At 60.0% G+C, this 17255-nt stretch carries 12 protein-coding genes; 6 read left to right on the top strand and 6 right to left on the bottom strand.

What is annotated here, in order from left to right; genetic code table 11:
* The first annotated feature begins 30 nt into the window (after positions 1 to 30).
* Positions 31 to 1158 (top strand): glycoside hydrolase family 3 protein, encoded by a 1128-nt coding sequence (locus AXF13_RS10355; RefSeq protein WP_223299903.1) that lies wholly within the window; start codon positions 31 to 33, stop codon positions 1156 to 1158.
* A gap of 260 nt (positions 1159 to 1418) precedes the next feature.
* Here AXF13_RS10355 and AXF13_RS10350 read toward each other — a convergent pair whose 3' ends face one another.
* On the bottom strand, positions 1419 to 4226 hold the full coding sequence (locus AXF13_RS10350) for an amidohydrolase (RefSeq protein ID WP_062253078.1): 2808 nt from the start codon (positions 4224 to 4226) through the stop codon (positions 1419 to 1421).
* Between the two features lie 219 nt (positions 4227 to 4445).
* On the opposite strand from AXF13_RS10350, the gene AXF13_RS10345 reads away from it, so the two are divergent.
* Both AXF13_RS10345 and AXF13_RS10340 read left to right on the top strand, forming a co-directional pair.
* Positions 4446 to 5135, top strand: a complete 690-nt coding sequence (locus AXF13_RS10345) for a DsbA family protein (protein WP_062253076.1) — start codon at positions 4446 to 4448, stop codon at positions 5133 to 5135.
* Between the two features lie 54 nt (positions 5136 to 5189).
* Positions 5190 to 6407: a GNAT family N-acetyltransferase gene (locus AXF13_RS10340; RefSeq protein ID WP_009301939.1), complete on the top strand. Its 1218-nt coding sequence runs from the start codon at positions 5190 to 5192 to the stop codon at positions 6405 to 6407.
* Here the strand turns inward: AXF13_RS10340 and AXF13_RS10335 are convergent.
* The 4 genes from AXF13_RS10335 to AXF13_RS10320 form a co-directional block, all read right to left on the bottom strand.
* Positions 6398 to 7036 carry a Fic/DOC family protein gene (locus tag AXF13_RS10335; RefSeq protein ID WP_083522067.1) on the bottom strand — a complete coding sequence of 213 codons (639 nt, stop codon included), beginning with the start codon at positions 7034 to 7036 and terminating at the stop codon, positions 6398 to 6400. The genes AXF13_RS10340 and AXF13_RS10335 overlap by 10 nt on opposite strands.
* Complete coding sequence (locus AXF13_RS10330; RefSeq protein WP_062253072.1) at positions 6969 to 7181, bottom strand: hypothetical protein; 213 nt, start codon at positions 7179 to 7181, stop codon at positions 6969 to 6971. Before AXF13_RS10330 ends, AXF13_RS10335 begins: the two co-directional genes overlap by 68 nt.
* A gap of 169 nt (positions 7182 to 7350) precedes the next feature.
* Positions 7351 to 9918, bottom strand: coding sequence for a preprotein translocase subunit SecA (gene secA, locus AXF13_RS10325; protein ID WP_062253071.1), 2568 nt, complete (start codon positions 9916 to 9918; stop codon positions 7351 to 7353).
* Positions 9919 to 10298: 380 nt separating this feature from the next.
* Complete coding sequence (locus tag AXF13_RS10320; protein WP_062253069.1) at positions 10299 to 12038, bottom strand: methyl-accepting chemotaxis protein; 1740 nt, start codon at positions 12036 to 12038, stop codon at positions 10299 to 10301.
* A 1034-nt stretch (positions 12039 to 13072) separates the two neighbouring features.
* Between AXF13_RS10320 and AXF13_RS10310 the strand changes: the two genes are divergently transcribed.
* The 3 genes from AXF13_RS10310 to AXF13_RS10300 are packed head-to-tail and all read left to right on the top strand — an operon-like array spanning position 13073 to position 15295.
* Complete coding sequence (locus AXF13_RS10310) at positions 13073 to 14263, top strand: DUF3440 domain-containing protein (protein WP_062253065.1); 1191 nt, start codon at positions 13073 to 13075, stop codon at positions 14261 to 14263.
* Entirely contained in the window at positions 14263 to 14682 is a 420-nt protein-coding gene (locus AXF13_RS10305; protein ID WP_062253063.1) for a GNAT family N-acetyltransferase, read from the top strand. The genes AXF13_RS10310 and AXF13_RS10305 overlap by 1 nt, the downstream gene beginning before the upstream one ends.
* A complete protein-coding gene (locus tag AXF13_RS10300) occupies positions 14672 to 15295 on the top strand; it encodes an IbrB-like domain-containing protein (RefSeq protein ID WP_062253061.1) in 624 nt (207 codons plus the stop codon). The genes AXF13_RS10305 and AXF13_RS10300 overlap by 11 nt, the downstream gene beginning before the upstream one ends.
* A 191-nt stretch (positions 15296 to 15486) precedes the next feature.
* Here AXF13_RS10300 and AXF13_RS10295 read toward each other — a convergent pair whose 3' ends face one another.
* Positions 15487 to 17226, bottom strand: coding sequence for a methyl-accepting chemotaxis protein (locus AXF13_RS10295; protein WP_062253059.1), 1740 nt, complete (start codon positions 17224 to 17226; stop codon positions 15487 to 15489).
* Positions 17227 to 17255: the final 29 nt, after the last annotated feature.

Genomic DNA, 17255 nt, shown 5'->3' with positions numbered 1-17255 from the left:
GGCGGTCTGCGGCGGAGGCTGCTCCGTCGGTTGTTTTTTCCGTTCTGCTGCCTGCTGGTTCTGGCCTGCGCACAGTTTTGTCCGGCCGGTCCCGCACGCGCTGCCTCGCTCGATCCTGCCGATTCCCCCTCTCTTGACCGCATGCTCGGCTCCATGCTGATGCTGGGCTTTCGCGGCGCGGAACTCGCGCCGGGCGATCCTTTTCTGGCGGCGGTGCGCTCCGGGAAAGTGGGACATGTGCTGCTTTTTGACCGCGATCTGCCCGGCGGAGGCGAGCGCAACATTCGCTCCCCGGAGCAGCTCCGTCGTCTGACGGCCGTGCTGCGGGCCGCCGCGCCCGGCCCCATGTTCATCGCCGTGGACCAGGAGGGCGGGCGCGTTCGGCGGCTCAAGCCGCGGCAGGGCTTTATGGATCTGCCCTCGGCCCGGCATATGGGGCAGGGCAGCCCGGCGGCCACCGGGGCACTGGCCGCGCGTCTGGGCGCGGAGCTGGCTTCACTGGGCATTTCCGTGGATCTCGCGCCCGTGGCGGACGTGGACAGCAATCCGGACAATCCGGCCATCGGCAGACTGGGGCGCAGTTTCAGTCCGAATCCCCGGCTGGCCGCCGAACACGCCCTGGCCTTCGGGCAGGGGCTGGCTCGCGCCGGAGTCATTCCCGTACTCAAGCACTTTCCCGGCCAGGGCGGCGCGCGGCACGATTCGCATCTGGGCCTCACCGACATCAGCCGTTGTTGGGACGGCGGCAGCGATCTGCTGCCCTATGCGGAGGCTTTCCGCCGGGGCTGGCCGGGCATGGTCATGGTGGGACATTTGTTTCACGCCGGGCTTGACCCCGAGCATCCGGCCACGCTGTCCGCAATGGTGGTCACCGGCCTGCTGCGCCGGGGCCTGGGCTGGCAGGGCGTGGTCATCAGCGATGATATGCAGATGAAGGCCGTTACCGACCACTACGGCCTGGAACAGGCCATTCTGCTGGCCGTGCGGGCCGGAGTGGACATTCTGGTCTTCGGCAACAATCTGCAATGGGACCCCGATCTGCCGGAAAAAGCCCACGCGGCCCTGCGCCGTCTGGTGGACAGCGGCAAGATCACGCCCGAGCGCATCCGGGCTTCCTGGGAGCGTATTGCCGCCCTGCATGCGGCCTATGCGCGTTAAGGAAGCACTGAATGGTCTTTTGCCATCTGCCCGCGTCCGGCTCGCTCCGGACGAAAGTCGGGGTTGAATATATTCCCTCCGCCCGGAGTTCCCCGTCCTTGGCGGAGAACAAAAATCTTCATTAATCAGTGCGTTCTTAAAAAAATCCGCGTAAAAAGCGGAAGAGGGAAGCCCTGGGGCTGCCCTCTTCCGCTTTTTCAGGTTTACCGGGGTGATGCCTCCGGCAGCCAAGGGGGCGCGGCCCCCTTGGAACCCCATTTTTAAAGTTGGGCTTTAGCGGCGTTGGTTGCCGCAGGCCCCAAGACGTATCTTGTTGTTCCGCTGTTGCCCGGCAAGGGGCCGTCCGTGAGCAGAACCACCTGGCCCGCCAGGCCGCCTCTGGCCGCGTCCTTGTCGCGCGGGCCGTTATCCTTGAGCACGAAGAAGGCGGCGTACATCTTGTCCGCAATCAGGGCGTCGTCTGCCTTGAGCGGCAGCATGGGCGCGTCCAGAGCCGCGATCCACCAGTTGCCGTCGGCCATGGCTGCCTCGGGACTGTAATGCAGCGGGCGCGTGCCCGACGCTCCGCTGCCGCCGTCCAGCAGGGTCATGTCACGGACCGGCCCGCCGTTGCCCAGAAAGCGCATCTGAAAAGCGGCCAGCTCGCCGTTGCGCACGTCCGCCTTGAAGGCATATGCGCCCAACGTTTTGTCCCGCGTTTCGTTGCGGCCCTCGGCGGGCGTCATGGGGCCGATTTCGGTCACCAGGGCCACCACGCTTTCCGTAGGCTGAATATAGGAACCCCGAGGCGCGTCGGCCAGCGTTTTGGAGCCGGGCGCAAAGCCGTAGACCGGCGTGTCGCCCACGATGGTCGTCATCACCCGCATCTCCGCCAGGCTCTGCGGCCGGGCGGCGGCCACGGCCAGCGGGTCTTCGGCCAGAATGGTGAAGTCCGCCAGCTTGCCGGGAGCTATGGAGCCGATCCGGTCGCTGAGCTTGTTCTGCCAGGCGGGCATGAGGGTGACCGCATGCAGAGCCTGCAGGGCGTTGACCCGGTGGTCATAGTTCCAGAAGGCGAAGGTGGTTTTGTCGCCGGTTTCCTCGGGATCGCGCGGCGGGAAGAGCGCCTTGGCCCCGAGATCGTGCCTCTGGCCGCTGAGCAGGGTGCCGCCCTCGTAAATGGCGGAATGGGCGCTGGTGCGCGTGACCGCGGATTGCAGGCTGCGCAGCGGCGAAATGGGCGTGATGTAGGTGTCGTTGTGGAAGCTGAACGGCTGGTTGTAAGCCACGCTCCAACCCACGGGGCTCATGTTCCGGGCCCGGCCCGGCCCGAAGAAGATCTGGTTGTGGCGGTCGCCCCAGAAATAGGTATGGGTCACAAAATAGGAATTGAAGAAGTGCTGATCGCGCATCAGGCGGCTCAACTGCCCGATGTCCCTGGCCCCCACTTCCTCCGGGGAAAGCCTGCCGTCCTTGAACGCGCCGGTCAGCTCCGTGTACATGGGGCCTGTGCCCGTCAGGTCCTGATAGTTGCCGGTCAGACGCTGGATGTGCTGTAACTCCATGGTCTGGGCGTGGATGGACGTGTCGCGGGTGTCCCTGACCTCGGGATGCCGGACCACGGCTTTTTCCAGGGCCGTGACCCAGCGCTCGGCGGCGGCGCTGCCGTTGGTATGCGTCTGAGTGCTCTGGCCGTTGCCGTGGTACATGGCGATCAGCGTTTCCAGAGCCGCCGGGGGCATGTTGTCCGTGCCCACGGCTCCGTTGAAGAAACCGGCCTGATTGAAGCTGTCCGCCGCCGTGTACTTGCCCCAGCGGTAGAAGCCGGGCTTTTTCATCCAGGCGGTATAGCCCTGGGGCGAGCCGTCAAAAGTGAACTTCCAGGCGCCGAGGAAGAGCCGGTTGTCCGCCGACAGCCCGGCAGGCGGCGCGACAGTGCCTTTAGCCGCCGCTGCGGGAGAGCCGTCGGCGTCCTTGTCCGCCGCGTAGGCGGGCATGGACAGCCGGGTGATGTCGCTGCCGCCGGCCACGGCCTTGCGGCCGTCGGCAAAGGGGACGTTGTTTTCGGTCATGACCGCTGTTTCGGCCCCGGCCAGCGAGAGCGCGGCGCTGGTCCAGCCCAGGGCCGCGCGATTGATCCAGCCCGCGCTGTCCACGGTTTTGCCCGAGGCCAGGGTGGTGGGATAATAGCCCAGAGGATGCAGCACCACGCGCAGGTCCAGATTGTTGCGCAGAATGCCGTTCTGCATCTTGGGCAGCTCCGTGAGCATGCGGATATTGGAGCAGTCCGCCGTGGTCACGCCCGCCGCCGCGTAAACCTCATTGGCGCGGGCCAGGCCGCGTTGGGCCGCCTCGGGCCCGGCGGGCGGGAAGTGGCGGCTGACCACCTGCATGGCACGGGGTTCGGTGAGCTTGCCGCTCCGCGCGTCCACGCCCACGGTGCTGAGTTCGTCCCTGGAGGCTTTGGCCAGGGCGGCGGAGTTGACCACCGCCATATGCCCGGAGACATGCCGCACAAAGACGGGGTTGCGCGGGCAGGCCGCGTCCAGATCGGCCCTGGTGGGGTGGCGCATTTCCGTGACCAGGGTGTCGTCGTAACCCCAGCCCAGCACCCAGGCGTCCTTGCCCGCGCTTTGGCAACGCCGGGCCAGGGCTTTCTTGTAATCCTCAATGGAGCGCATTTCGCCCAGGGGGAAGCTGTTCAGATTGACCTGAAAGAGGTCATAGCCGCCCTGGAGCGGGAAGTGGCCGTGCCCGTCGATAAGGCCGGGCAGCATGGTTTTGCCGCGCAGGTCCACAATGCGGGCCGCGTTGGCGAAGAGACCCTGTTGCCGCGCCGTGGCGGCGGACCCGGCAAAGATTATTTTGCCGTCCCTGGTGGCGACGACTTCCACTGTTTTGGCCTTGCGCGGGTCTTTGGCTTCGCGCATGCTCTCGGTGAGAGTGTAGATTTTGCCGTTGTGGTAGAGCGTGTCCACTGTGGCGGCGGCCAGGGGCCGCGCGCCCCAGCCCGCCCCCAGTATCATGACCAGTGCCAGGATTGGCGTGGCGAGCCTTTTGTACAGACGGATAAGGCCGTGTTCGCGCATCGTCGCTCCCCTTTGCAGTGTAATCCGGCGTTTTCCGGGATTGCCGTACTCCCTCTGCTCCCAAGGCAAAGTAGCTTTGAAAAGTTATTTTGCTCCGGATGCCTCTATGCAACACCTTGCATCCCCGCACCGGCTTGTCAAGCATGCCGTGCCGCGCCTGTTGACGATGGGTTTTTCCGGCCCTATCGTGAACAACAGCGAGAAGAGGAGCGCAATCCCATGCCTCATTTTTTATATCTTTCCGATGTGTTCTGCCCGTGGTGCTACGGCTTCGCACCCGTCATGCAGCGTCTTGCCGCCGAACATCCCGAACTGCCGGCGCGGGTGCTCGGCGGGGATCTGATGGACGAGCCCACGACTCTGGCGGAAATGAAAGCCCATTCTCCGAACATTCGGGATTTTTTCATCCGCCTGGCGAAAACTACCGCTCGGCCGGTGGACGGTTTTCTGGCGACCCTGGACGCGGAACGGCCCTTGCGCATGTATTCGCCGGACATGGCAGTGCTGCTGGCGGCCCTGAAGCGGCTTGCGCCGGGGCATGAGCTGGCCCAGATAGAGATCTTGCAGCAGATCCTCTACGGCGCGGGCCGGGACGTGTTTTCCGCCGAGGTGCGCGAGGAAATGGCGACCCGCTGGCAGGTGGACCCCATCCGATTGGAGCGCGCCCTGGCCGATCCCGCCGTGCGGGAAGAAGCCGGAAAAGAAACGCGCGAAGCCGCCGCCCTGATGGGCGAGTTCAAGCTCTATCCCACGCTCTATCTGGTGAAAGGCGACGAGCGCCGCCTGCTGGCTCGGGGCTATGCCTCCTACGCCTCGGTGTCCGCCCGGCTGGCGGCGGCGCTGAGCGGCAACAGCGACGGTTTCGCCTCGGGCGGGGCCTGCTCCCTGGACGGAGCCTGTGACGCATAACGGGACGCGCGCGGGTTGCCCGGCATGGCGGCAAGGCGCAAGGAGTACATCCGGATGAAAAACAACGAGCAGTTTGAATTCAAAAAACTGGATGCCGACGACTTCGAGGAATTTGAAGCCCTGCTGCGCTATGCTTTTCAGGTCAGTTCTTATGAAATGTCGCGGATCGGCTGGTCGGACAAGGAGATGAAGCAGTCCAAAAAGCCGATTTTCGACGCCTCCTACGTGCTGGGCTGGTTCTACAAGGGACATCTGGCTTCGCAGATCGTGGTCTATTCCATGGAAGTCAACATCCGGGACCGGATCTGCAAGATGGGCGGCGTCACCGGCGTGGCCACCTACCCGGAGTATACGGGCCGTGGCCTGGTGCATTCCCTGATCAAGAAAAGCCTGGAGCACATGCGCCGGGAGCAGCAGTATATTTCCTTTCTCTGCCCGTACTCCATCCCCTTTTACCGCAAGCAGGGCTGGGAGATCGTGGCGGACAAGATGACCTTTTCCATCAGGGACACCCAACTGCCCAAGCACCATGTCGTGCCGGGCCAGATCGAGCGCGTGCCCGTGGAGCATGAGGATATTCGCCGGGTCTACAAGTATTTCGCCCTGCAACAGCACGGCGCGCTGATCAGGGGCGATCTGGAATGGGAGGAATACTGGCGCTGGGAATCCGACGACATCATGGCCGCCGTGTATTACACCGCTGAAGAAAAGCCCTTGGGCTACGTTATTTACTACATTGAGAATGAGGTCTTTCAGATCAAGGAAATGATCTGGCTGACCCAGGAGGCCAAGTACGGCATCTGGAATTACATCAGCGCGCACTTTTCCATGATCACCAAGGTGGAGGGAGCCAACTACACAGGCGAATCCATTGCCTTTCAGTTCGAGGACAGTGAAATCGACGAAACCATCAAGCCCAATGTCATGGCCCGCATCGTGGATGTGCAGCGTTTCTTTGAGGAATATTCCTTCCAGTTCGAGGACGAGAAACTCAAACTCTACTTCCGGATCAGCGATCCGGCCGCGGAATGGAACAACGGCATCTTCCATGTCACCTGGAAAGACGGCAAGACCTTCTGCGAAAAGGTGGACAGCCACGGCGCGGCTCCGCTCATCGAAATGGACATCCAGACGCTGACCACCATGCTTATGGGCTACAAGCGGCCCACCTATCTGTACAATAATGACCGTATTCGCATGGACTACTATCTGCTGCCCACTTTGGAGAGCCTGATCCCGCCGGAGAAGCCGTATTTTTCGGATTACTTTTGATCCGGGACGAGCAGGGGGTGGAGCGCATCATGGAGAAGAACTTCCAGAGCGTGATTGTTGCCTTGAAAAGCCAGGATTGACGCTTCAGTCCACAGAGCGGGGGTAACGGCGGTCAGGTCGAAGGCATGGCCGCAATCCTCGGCCAGCAACAGCGCAATAGCCCGGATGGTACGACCATTGCCTTCACGGAAAGGATGCACGGCATTGAGCTCCGAGATCATCTCCGCCAGCGCCGCAGTGAAACGGTCGACAGGCGCTGTACGCATCTCGGCTGCCGCGATCCGCCCCAGAATTTTCCGGATTTCCTGTTCGATATACTGCGGTTGCGCAAAGCGGCTTGCGCCCTTTGCCATGGGGATGGTTCTGAATTCCCCGGCCCAGCCATAAACGTCTTGGAAAAGATGCTTATGAATGGCCTTGAGGTGTGCGATATCATAGTGCCCGGTAGGGATCGACAGCGAACGCCACGCCACCGCGTTACGTTCAAATGCGGCTAATTGCTCCGCCTCGTCGAGGCCGGGAATGTTTTTAAGGACGGCGCTTCCCGGCAGGATATAGGGATCAGGCGCGGCCGCATACCTGTGCATCGGCAATGCCCAGAGTTTTTTTGAGCACAGCGATTCCTTCATCCGGGGCCAGCCCGTCGCGTACCATACGTTCCAGGCGGGCGGCCTCGGCTTTGGAAAGGGGCTCGCTTTCCAGCAATTGTGAATGCACGGCAAAGGCCAGCATGCGCATTCGCCTTTGCAGCGCGATCGTATCATTCTTCTGCATAATTGTTCCGCGCTACGTCGCCTGTCTGATTGCGAAAATTCCGAGCATAGTTATACTCCCGATTTTCGCAGGATCGTCAGCGAAAAAACGTGGTTTTTCGCCGACGCACGGCGGCTACGCCGCCGCAAAATCCTACAGGTTTTGTGTGTCTACTTTGAAAAAGTAGGCACTACTTGTCCTGGCCGCAACACTTCTTGTATTTCTTGCCACTGCCGCAGGGGCAGGGATCGTTGCGACCCACGCGCGGTCCGGCCTTGGCCGGTTTGTTCTTGGCGGACTGGGCCTCGGATTCGCCGCCGCCGGAGTAGGACAGCTCGCCCGCCGATTCTTCGCGGTGGCGGAATTCCCGTGCCAGGGCTTCCCTTTCCGCCTCGGCGCGGGCCTGTTCTTCTTCCGGGCTGACCCGCTGCACGCGCACGCGGGTCAGGGCGCGGAACACGCTCTCACGGATTTGGAAGAGCATTTCCTGGAACATTTCAAAGCCTTCACGCTTGTACTCCAGCTTGGGGTCGCGCTGGCCGTAGCCGCGCAGGCCGATGCCGTCGCGCAGGGCGTCCATGTTGCGCAGATGTTCCTTCCAGCAGCGGTCCAGCTCTTCCAGCAGGAAGTAGCGCTGAATGTCCTTGTAGCTTTCGGCGGCATCGGTCCGCAGCTCGTCCAGAATGCCGCGTATCAGCTTTTCGCACTCTTCCCGCTCGGGCAGGGGAGCGTTTTCGGGCAGCACGCGGTCCAGATTGAAGACTTCACGCAGGCGGGCCATAATGGCCTTGCGCGTATCGGCCAGATCGTCGGGCGCGGCATTGTCCAGCGGACCGTAGGCGTCGTCCAGCACGTCGCTCAAAAACTCGTTGAGCACCGGGTTCAGATCGTCTTCCACCATGAGTTCGCGGCGCAGGGTGTAGATGACCTCGCGCTGCTGGTTCATGACGTTGTCGTAATCCAGCAGGGTTTTGCGGATCTCGAAGTGGTGGGCTTCCACCCGCTTCTGGGCCCCTTCCACGGCACGGGTGACCATGGCGTTTTCAATGGCTTCGCCGTCGCGCAGGCCCAGCTTTTCCATGAGGCCCTTGATCCGGTCGGAACCGAACAGGCGCATCAGGTCGTCTTCCAGCGAAAGGTAGAAGCGGGAGGAGCCGGGGTCGCCCTGGCGGCCCGAACGGCCGCGCAACTGGTTGTCGATGCGGCGGCTTTCATGGCGCTCGGTGCCCAGAATGTGCAGGCCGCCCAGGTCCACCACGCCGTCGCCCAGCACGATGTCCGTGCCGCGTCCGGCCATGTTGGTGGCAATGGTCACCTTGCCCTTCTGGCCGGCCTGGGCCACGATTTCGGCTTCCTTCTCGTGCTGTTTGGCGTTGAGCACGTTGTGCGGGATACCCAGTTTGGTCAGGCGCTGGGAGAGCATTTCCGAGGTTTCAATGGAGATGGTGCCCACCAGCACGGGCTGTTCCTTCTGGTGCAGCTCGGCGATGGCCTCCACAATGGCGTCGAATTTTTCCTTGCGGCTGCGGAAGATCAGGTCCGGGTGGTCCCTGCGGACCATGGGCTTGTTGGGCGGGATGGAAATGACTTCCAGATTGTAGATCTGCTGAAATTCCACGGCTTCAGTGTCGGCCGTGCCGGTCATGCCCGAAAGTTTGTCGTAGAGGCGGAAATAGTTCTGGAAGGTGATGGAGGCCAGGGTCTGGTTTTCCGCCGCGACGGTTACGTGCTCCTTGGCTTCCAGGGCCTGGTGCAGGCCGTCGGAATAGCGGCGTCCGGCCATGAGGCGGCCGGTGAACTCGTCCACGATGACCACCTGATCGTCCTGCACGATGTAGTCCACGTCGCGCTTGAAGACCTGATGGGCCTTGAGGGATTGCAGAACGTGGTGCTGGGCTGTGATGTTGGCCGGGTCAAAGAGGTTGTCCAGTTTGAGCAGTTCTTCGCAGCGTAGCACGCCCGCGTCCGTGAGCATGGCCGTGCGGGCTTTTTCGTCAATGGTGAAATGTTCGGGCGTGAGTTGGCGCACGATGTCGTCCACCGTGCGGTACATGCCCACGGATTCCTCGGACGCACCGGAAATGATCAGCGGCGTGCGGGCTTCGTCGATGAGGATGGAGTCCACTTCGTCCACGATGGCGAAGTTATGGCCGCGCTGCACGAGCTGCTCGGCGTAAAACTTCATATTGTCGCGCAGGTAGTCGAATCCGAATTCGTTGTTGGTGCCGTAGGTGATGTCCGCGTTATAGGCGGTTTTACGCTCGTCGTCGTCCAGGCCGTGCACGATGACGCCCGTGCTCAGGCCCAGGAAGGAGTAAAGTTTGCCCATCCAGGCCGCATCACGCGAGGCCAGGTAGTCGTTGACCGTGACCACGTGCACGCCCTTGCCGGACAGCGCATTGAGCACCACGGCCAGGGTGGCGACCAGGGTTTTGCCTTCGCCGGTCTTCATCTCGGCGATCTTGCCCTTGTGCAGGACCATGCCGCCGACGAGCTGCACGTCGTAATGGCGCATGCCCAGCACGCGGCGCGAGGCCTCTCGCACCAGGGCGAAGACTTCGGGCAGCAGGCTGTCCAGGCTTTTGCCGCCTTCCTGCACTTCTTCTTTATAGCGGGCGATGCGGGCGGCGAAGTCCGCGTCGTCCAATTGCTGCATTTCGGGTTCCAGGGCATTGATACGCTGCACCTGGGGGCGGAGACGGCGCAGATACCGTTCGTTCTTGCTGCCGAATATTTTCTTGAAAAGAAAGCCGAACATGAATGCTCCTCTGCTTCACACGGGCGGGCCGTTCGCGGCACCGGCGAATTACGGGTCAGGCTTGAGTGGACGGCAGGGCGCTCACACTGCCGTGGTATCCCCTAAAAATAAGTCATTATGTTATGCTTGGCAATGCAAGGAGGGGCATCTTTCGGGCATTTCCGCCGCACGGGCCGTGTCCGGCGGTGGATGGCGGGGGTCTGCAAGCCTTCTGCGGCGAGGTATTACGGGAAATACGGCGCGGTCCGACTTTTTCGGCAGCGGATTGTTTTGAAAAGAAGAAAGCCGGGCGTCGTGGCGCGCCCGGGAATAGCACGTATTGCCCAAAACGTGCCCGTTTGCGGCCGGGGTACGCGCTGCCCCCGGCCGCGATATTGTTGTTACGCTTCTTTCAGTTCTTGGATCAGATCCGTAAGCCCCTGAGCCTGCATGGCAAGGTTGGACACGGCCTTGGCGGCCTCCGCCATGGCTTCGGCGGTCTGGCGGGACATGTCGTTGACCTGGACGATGGACTGGTTGATTTCTTCGGAAGCGGCGGACTGTTCCTCGCTGGCCGTGGCAATGGCGTTGACCTGGTCCGCCGTGGCTTCCACAGTGGCCACGATTTCCCCCAGGGCCTGACCGGACCGGCTGGCCAGTTCATTGGCTTCGCTGATGCGCTCCACGGCGTTGTCCACGCCGGTCATGCTCTTGGCTGTGCTTTCCTGGATGGACTTGATGGCGTTGCCCACATCCTGGGTGGAGGCCATGGTCTTTTCGGCCAACTTGCGCACCTCGTCGGCCACCACGGCAAAGCCGCGCCCGGCGTCGCCCGCGCGGGCGGCCTCAATGGCGGCGTTCAGGGCCAGCAGGTTGGTCTGGTCCGCAATGTCCGAGATGACGCCCATGATCCGGGTGATGTTCTGGGCGTGCTCGTTAAGCTGGGCCATGTCGTCCTTGAGTTCCAAAGACATCTGGTGGACCTGCTCAATGCTGTGCACGGCCTTTGCCACCACTTCGGCTCCGACCTCGGCCTTTTGTTTGGTCTCGGCGGAGGCATTGGAGGCGGAACCGGCGTTTTTCGCCACTTCCTGGACCGTGGCGTTCATTTCATTCATGGCCGTGGCCGCCTCGGAGAGGCGCTGGGCTGACTCGGCCGCGCCCCGGTCGGACTGTTCGATCTGGGCGGAAAGCTCGGTGGAGGCGGAGGAGACCACGCTGCCCACCTGTTCCAGCTTGTCGGCGGCCGCCAGCATAGCCTCGGTCTTGCTTTGCGCTTCCCTGCTCGCCGCCTCGGCCTGCTCCATGGCCTCCTGGGCTTTGCGGGATTGCTCTTTGGCGTTCTCGGATTCATGTTGGGCGTTGTCTATATTCCGCTTCAGGGCATTGACCATTTCCACAATGGCCCCGTAAACCCCGATTTTTCTGCTGCCGTCGTCAATGTCGTAGTCGCCGTTCACCACGCGATGGGCGATGCCGTTCAGTTCGCCGGGATCTTTGCCCAACTGGCGAATGGTGTTGCGCACCAGCAGCAGGGTCAGGAAGACGGCGATAAGAATGGCCCCCACTATCAGGATAATGCCGGTCAACCGCGAGTTGTCGTACATGGCGTCGGCGTCGTTGTTGACCTGGTTGACGTGCTGCTTGACCGCACCGATGGTGTTGTCCAAAGCCGCGCTCATCAGATTGTATTGCTTGAGGGATTCGCCGAGCAGCAACGTGATGGCCTGTTCCGTGCGCAGTTCCCGAGAAAGCTCAAGCACTTTTTTGGATTCATCGCGGTATTTTTGCCGGGCCACCAGATAGGTCTGGAAAATTTCTCTGGTCCGGCCTATGGCGATCATGGCTTCGCACTTCTGGATGCCGTCGTCGATGATTCCCGCCCACTTCTGCTGTTGCTTCTCATACTCCCGCATCTGCGCGGAGTCTGTGGCATAAATATGCAGCACTTCGGCCAAGCGGTATTCCGAGGCCGCGTTGTTGATGACGCCCATCTTTTCCACCAGCGGCATCTGGCGCTGGCTCAGTTCCGTTGCAACATCATTGACCTTGGACATCTGCATAATCAGGTAGACGCCCAGAACTGCCATGAGGGCGGCCAGCGCGCCCATGCTCACGGCGATTTTTGCCGACAGCTTCATTTTTTTCTGCCTCCAGGTGAAATGGTTGAGACGTCAGGGTCGCTTGGGGCAGGAAAAGAAGGCACCCAAAAAAGAAGCCTTCGCCCATGGACAAAATATCCATAAGCGAAGGCTTTTCCCGTTGGATGAAATATCTCTACCCGCGAAAGAAACGGCTACTCTCTCTCTCTCTCTCTCTCTCTCTCTCTCTCTCTCTCTCTCTCTCTCTCTCTCTCTCAGCCCACACGCGGCCGCCGTAGGCGACGCGGTGGAAGAACGAGCGGTGGACAAGGTGCTCATGGCGTTATCCGACGTGAAGTTTTGTTGTTTATAACGGTGGAGGGCCACCTGGAATCGCATTCCGCACCGTTGTCATATTCTTACATATTTTGCCTAATCGGCTGTAAAATACTTTTCTTTATATCTCTCTGGAAATCAAGATCAGGAAAAGGTCTTTCTCAGACATAACGGGAATAACCTATTTAAATTTTTGATAAAGATAGTCCGCTGCTATTTGGGGACTTCACATCTGGCGGTGCGGCGCACAGCCGGGAGGAGGCGGCTGGAACCATTCGCGCGGGCCGCAATGCCTGGGGCGGGAACGAGCGGAGAATTTTAGGCAGATATGGAGAGCATCGCCAGTATGCCTGTAACGTTATATTGTTAAATTAAAAAATATGTTCTATATTATTTGAAATATTATATATAATTGTTAATAGATGTTATAGTTATAATATATAACTATTGAAATTATTTTATATAATAATATTCGCAAAATTTTATTGTATATTTAAATTTAAAGACGGCTTGATCGGCACTATAAATTAAATATGATCAATCTGATTGACGACTGAATTTCTGCAATAACTGTGTATTCCTCTCTGAATGCACAGATTGAAATTTTTTTGGTCCTGGAATGGAAGTCAATATCTGCTGTTATGGCGGGGAATGCATCCGCAAAGATCGAATTCATCTGTTTTCGCAAAGGGCGCATCGTGAAAGGACTCTGATACTGCGCGGCATCTCTCGCGCAGGCGGTTCGTGGAGTTGATTGCATGAAGCATTTCCTTGGGATGGACGTGTTTGCCGCGGCGCGTCTGCGGCTTGAGGAGATCTTTGACAGTTTTGAGCGCGTGTATGTTTCCTTTTCCGGAGGCAAAGACTCCGGGCTTGTGGTGCAGTACGCCCTGGAGATCGCCAGGGAGAAGGGGCGCCTCCCTTTAGACGTGCTGCATGTCGACCTGGAAGCATGGTATGCGCACACCGACGCTTTCGTCACGCGCATCATGACCCGGCCTGACGTCCGTCCGTGCTGGGTTTGCCTGCCCATTCACCTGCGAAACTCGGTTTCCCAGATGCAACCGCATTGGTTGTGCTGGGATCCTGACGCGCGGGAGCTGTGGGTTCGTGAGCTCCCCAGGCATCCGGGGGTGATTGCGAGTGAGGGCTATTTTCCCTGGTTCAGGAGGGGCATGGAATTTGAGGAATTCACGCCCCTGTTCGCAAAGCATTTTGCGGAGGGGCGCTCCTGCGCTTGCATTGTGGCCATTCGCAGTGATGAATCCCTGAACCGTTTCCGTACCATTGCATCTTCGACCAAGCAGCGCTGGAACGGAAGAAGCTGGAGTACCGTAACGCCTTCGGGCGTTGTCAATACATACCCGATATATGACTGGCGGACGGAGGACATCTGGACGGCCACGGGCAGGAAAGGCTGGGACTACAATCGGATTTACGACCTTATGCACCTGGCCGGGGTCGGCATCCATCAGATGCGCCTTTGCCAGCCGTACGGCGACGACCAGCGGAAGGGGCTCTGGCTTTTTAAAATGCTGGAGCCGGAGACATGGGCCAGGCTTGTCGGGCGGGTGGAAGGAGCAAATTTCGGCAACCGTTATGTGGAACAATCGGGAAACGTGCTTGGCAATTTTCATATTCATCTTCCACAGGGGCACACCTGGCAAAGTTACGCGGAGTTTCTGCTTGAGACCATGCCTCCCCCCACAGCCGCGCATTACCGGAAAAAAATCAAGACCTTTCTCAGGTGGTGGGCCAAGCACGGCGTTGAGGAGATTCCGCAGGAATCCGATGTGGAACAGGAGAGGCTCCGTAAGGCTCCGAGCTGGAGACGCATCTGCAAGACCCTGCTGAAGAATGACTACTGGTGCAAAGGCTTGAGTTTTTCCCAGACAAAGCGCGAAATGGAACGCCAGGCTCAACTGATGATGAAATACATGGTGCTGTGATGGAACTTCTGGAATTTACTCACGGTGAGGAGCCGATAAAGAACCGTGAATTGTTCGGGTTGCTGGGCGAGTACATAGCAAGCCCGGCAATCCGTGAGACATTGGGCGGCGTCATCAGCTCAGAGCCGGGCCGCCGCTGGTTCGTGATGATGGAAGACGGGACGCGGATTGTGGCTTTCGGCTCTATGCGCCGCAGGCGAACGGCGGCTTGTCTTCTTCATTTATATGCTCTGGAGGGAGAGGCGGACATTCCCATCCTGGAACGCTGCATTCAGGAGGCGCGGGAGACCGGCGCGGCTCGCCTGGTAACCGCGGATTACTGGACGCGCCGAGAGCTTTATTTCCGTTATGGATTCAGTTCCGTCTGTAAAGTCGGGCGGTTTGTGCGCTTTAAAAAGGAATTTGAGCATGGAGATTAATGAACTTCTGGCCAAACTTGCGCGGGCCCTTGAGGCCGAAAAGGGCGACCTGGACAGGCGCGTCGCGGTGTATAACCGTATTGTCGCTTTGGCTTCGGCTTACCTGAATATACCGCACCCGGTGACGTGCCCACAGCTCGTTCGCGTTGAGCAGGTCCGGGGCAATGAGTACAACCCGAACAAAGTCGCCCCGCCGGAAATGCGGCTGCTCACCTTGTCCATTGAAAAGGACGGCCTGACCATGCCGGTCGTGGTGGCGGACGACAAAAAGGGATGGGTCGTGGTAGACGGCTTTCACAGGCGCCAGGTGGTAAAGACAAAGGCGAATGTCCGGCAGAGCCTCGGGGGCTATCTCCCGATAGTCCGTCTCAACAAAAACCTTGAGGACCGCATCACGTCCACTGTGCGCCATAATATGGCCCGCGGCGCGCATCAGGTGGAGTTGACGGCGAAACTTGTGACCTTGCTTCGCGGGCATAACTGGACAAATGAGCGGATCGGCAAGGAACTCGGCATGGATCCGGATGAGGTTTTGCGGCTGAAGCAGATGCAGGGACTGGCCGAGGCTTTTTCCAATCGGGAATTTTCACGGGCATGGGACGTGGACGCCTGAACTGAAGCGGGCAGTCCGGGAGCATTATCCGCGTTCTCTCTAATGGGGGGGCCGCGCCGGACAATACCGGCTCATGAGCACGGCGCGCCCCGTTGTCCGTCGGGACGCGCCTGGGAATAGGCGCGTACTGTCCAAACGCGCCCGCGCGCGGCCGGGGAGGAGATGCGCTGACCCCGGCCGCAACGATGTCGTTAGGCTTCTTTCAATTCCTGGATCAGATCCGTGAGGCCCTGGGCCTGGGCGGCCAGGTCGGACACGGCCTTGGCCGCTTCGGCCATGGCTTCGGCGGTCTGGCGGGACATGTCGTTGACCTGGACGATGGACTGGTTGATCTCTTCGGAAGCGGCGGACTGCTCCTCGCTGGCCGTGGCAATGGCGTTGACCTGGTCCGCCGTGGCTTCCACGGTGGCCACGATTTCCTGTAGGGCCGCGCCGGATTGGCTGGCAAGCTCCGTGGCTTCGCCGATGCGCTGCACGGCCTTGTCCACGCCTTCCATGCTCTTGGCCGTGCTTTCCTGGATGGCCTTGATGGCGTTGCCCACGTCGTTGGTGGAAGCCATGGTTTTTTCGGCCAGCTTGCGCACCTCGTCGGCCACCACGGCGAAACCGCGCCCGGCATCGCCCGCGCGGGCGGCCTCAATGGCGGCGTTGAGGGCCAGGAGGTTGGTCTGGTCCGCGATGTCCGAGATCACGCCCATGATCCGGCTGATGTCCTGGGCGTGCTCGTTGAGCTGGGCCATGTCGTCCTTGAGCTCCAGGGACATCTGGTGGACCTGCTCAATGCTGTGCACGGCCTTTTCCACCACCTGTGCGCCCGCCTCGGCCTTCTGCTTGGTCTCTGCGGAGGCTGTGGAGGCGGAACCGGCGTTCTTGGCCACTTCCTGGACCGTGGCGTTCATTTCGTTCATGGCCGTGGCCGCTTCGGAAAGACGGGTCGCGGACTCGGCCGCGCCCCGGTCGGACTGCTCGATCTGGGCGGAAAGCTCAGTGGAAGCGGAGGAAACCACGCCGCCCACCTGTTCCAGCTTGTCGGCGGCCACCAGCATGGCCTCGGTCTTGCTTTGCGCTTCCCTGCTCGCCGCTTCGGCCTGCTGCATGGCCTCCTGGGCTTTGCGGGACTGCTCTCTGGCATTTTCCGATTCGCGCTGGGCGTTCTCAATATGGGTTTTCAGGGCATTGACCATTTCCACAATGGAACCATAGACGCCGATTTTCGGGCTGCCGTCGTCCACATTGTAGTCGCCGTTCACCACGCGCCTGGCGATGCCGTCAAGCGCGCCGGGGTCTTTGCCCAACTGGCGCAGCACGCCGCGAATAATGAAGACAGCCAGAAACGCGCCGATGAGAATGCCCGCCACCAGCAGGATGGAAACCAGCGTCTTGGAAGATTCATATTCTTCATCACCGGCCTGGCTGGATTTTTCACCGCCCTCTGTGTTGACCTTCACAATTTTGAGAAGCTGGTCGCACGCCTTGAGATAGGCCGTCTTGGATGGGCCGGTCAGCAGCGCCATGGCTTTTTCAGTCTGGTTCTCCTTGGAAAGAAGAAAAACTTGGTCATGAATTTTTTTGAAATCGTCCCATGCGGTGATAAAATCGTTATACATGGCCTGTTCATCGGGGCTGGAAATCAGTTTGACATACTCATTCTGTGTTTTTTTGATTTGTTGAAGGGTTTCATCCATCAGCTTTTCATAATTATCCATAGCTTCAGGCGTCGTTGAATAAACGTGCATGACTTCGTACAATCGGTAGTCCGACGTCAGGGTGTTCAAGCTGTTTGCCGCATTGCAGGAAGGCAGCCAGTTTTTGCTGATTTCCGTGGATGCCTCATTGATACTGTTCATCTGATACAGGCTGAAGAGACCCTGCCCGCAGAGCAGAATCAGCAGTATTGCTGTAAGCAGCAGAAGTTTTGCCCTCAGTGTCATGGTTTCCTCCCGGATTATGATACTCTGTC

Source organism: Desulfovibrio fairfieldensis (assembly GCF_001553605.1).
GTDB classification, from domain to species: Bacteria; Desulfobacterota; Desulfovibrionia; order Desulfovibrionales; family Desulfovibrionaceae; genus Desulfovibrio; species Desulfovibrio fairfieldensis.
This window is presented reverse-complemented; position numbering and strand designations above follow the sequence as displayed.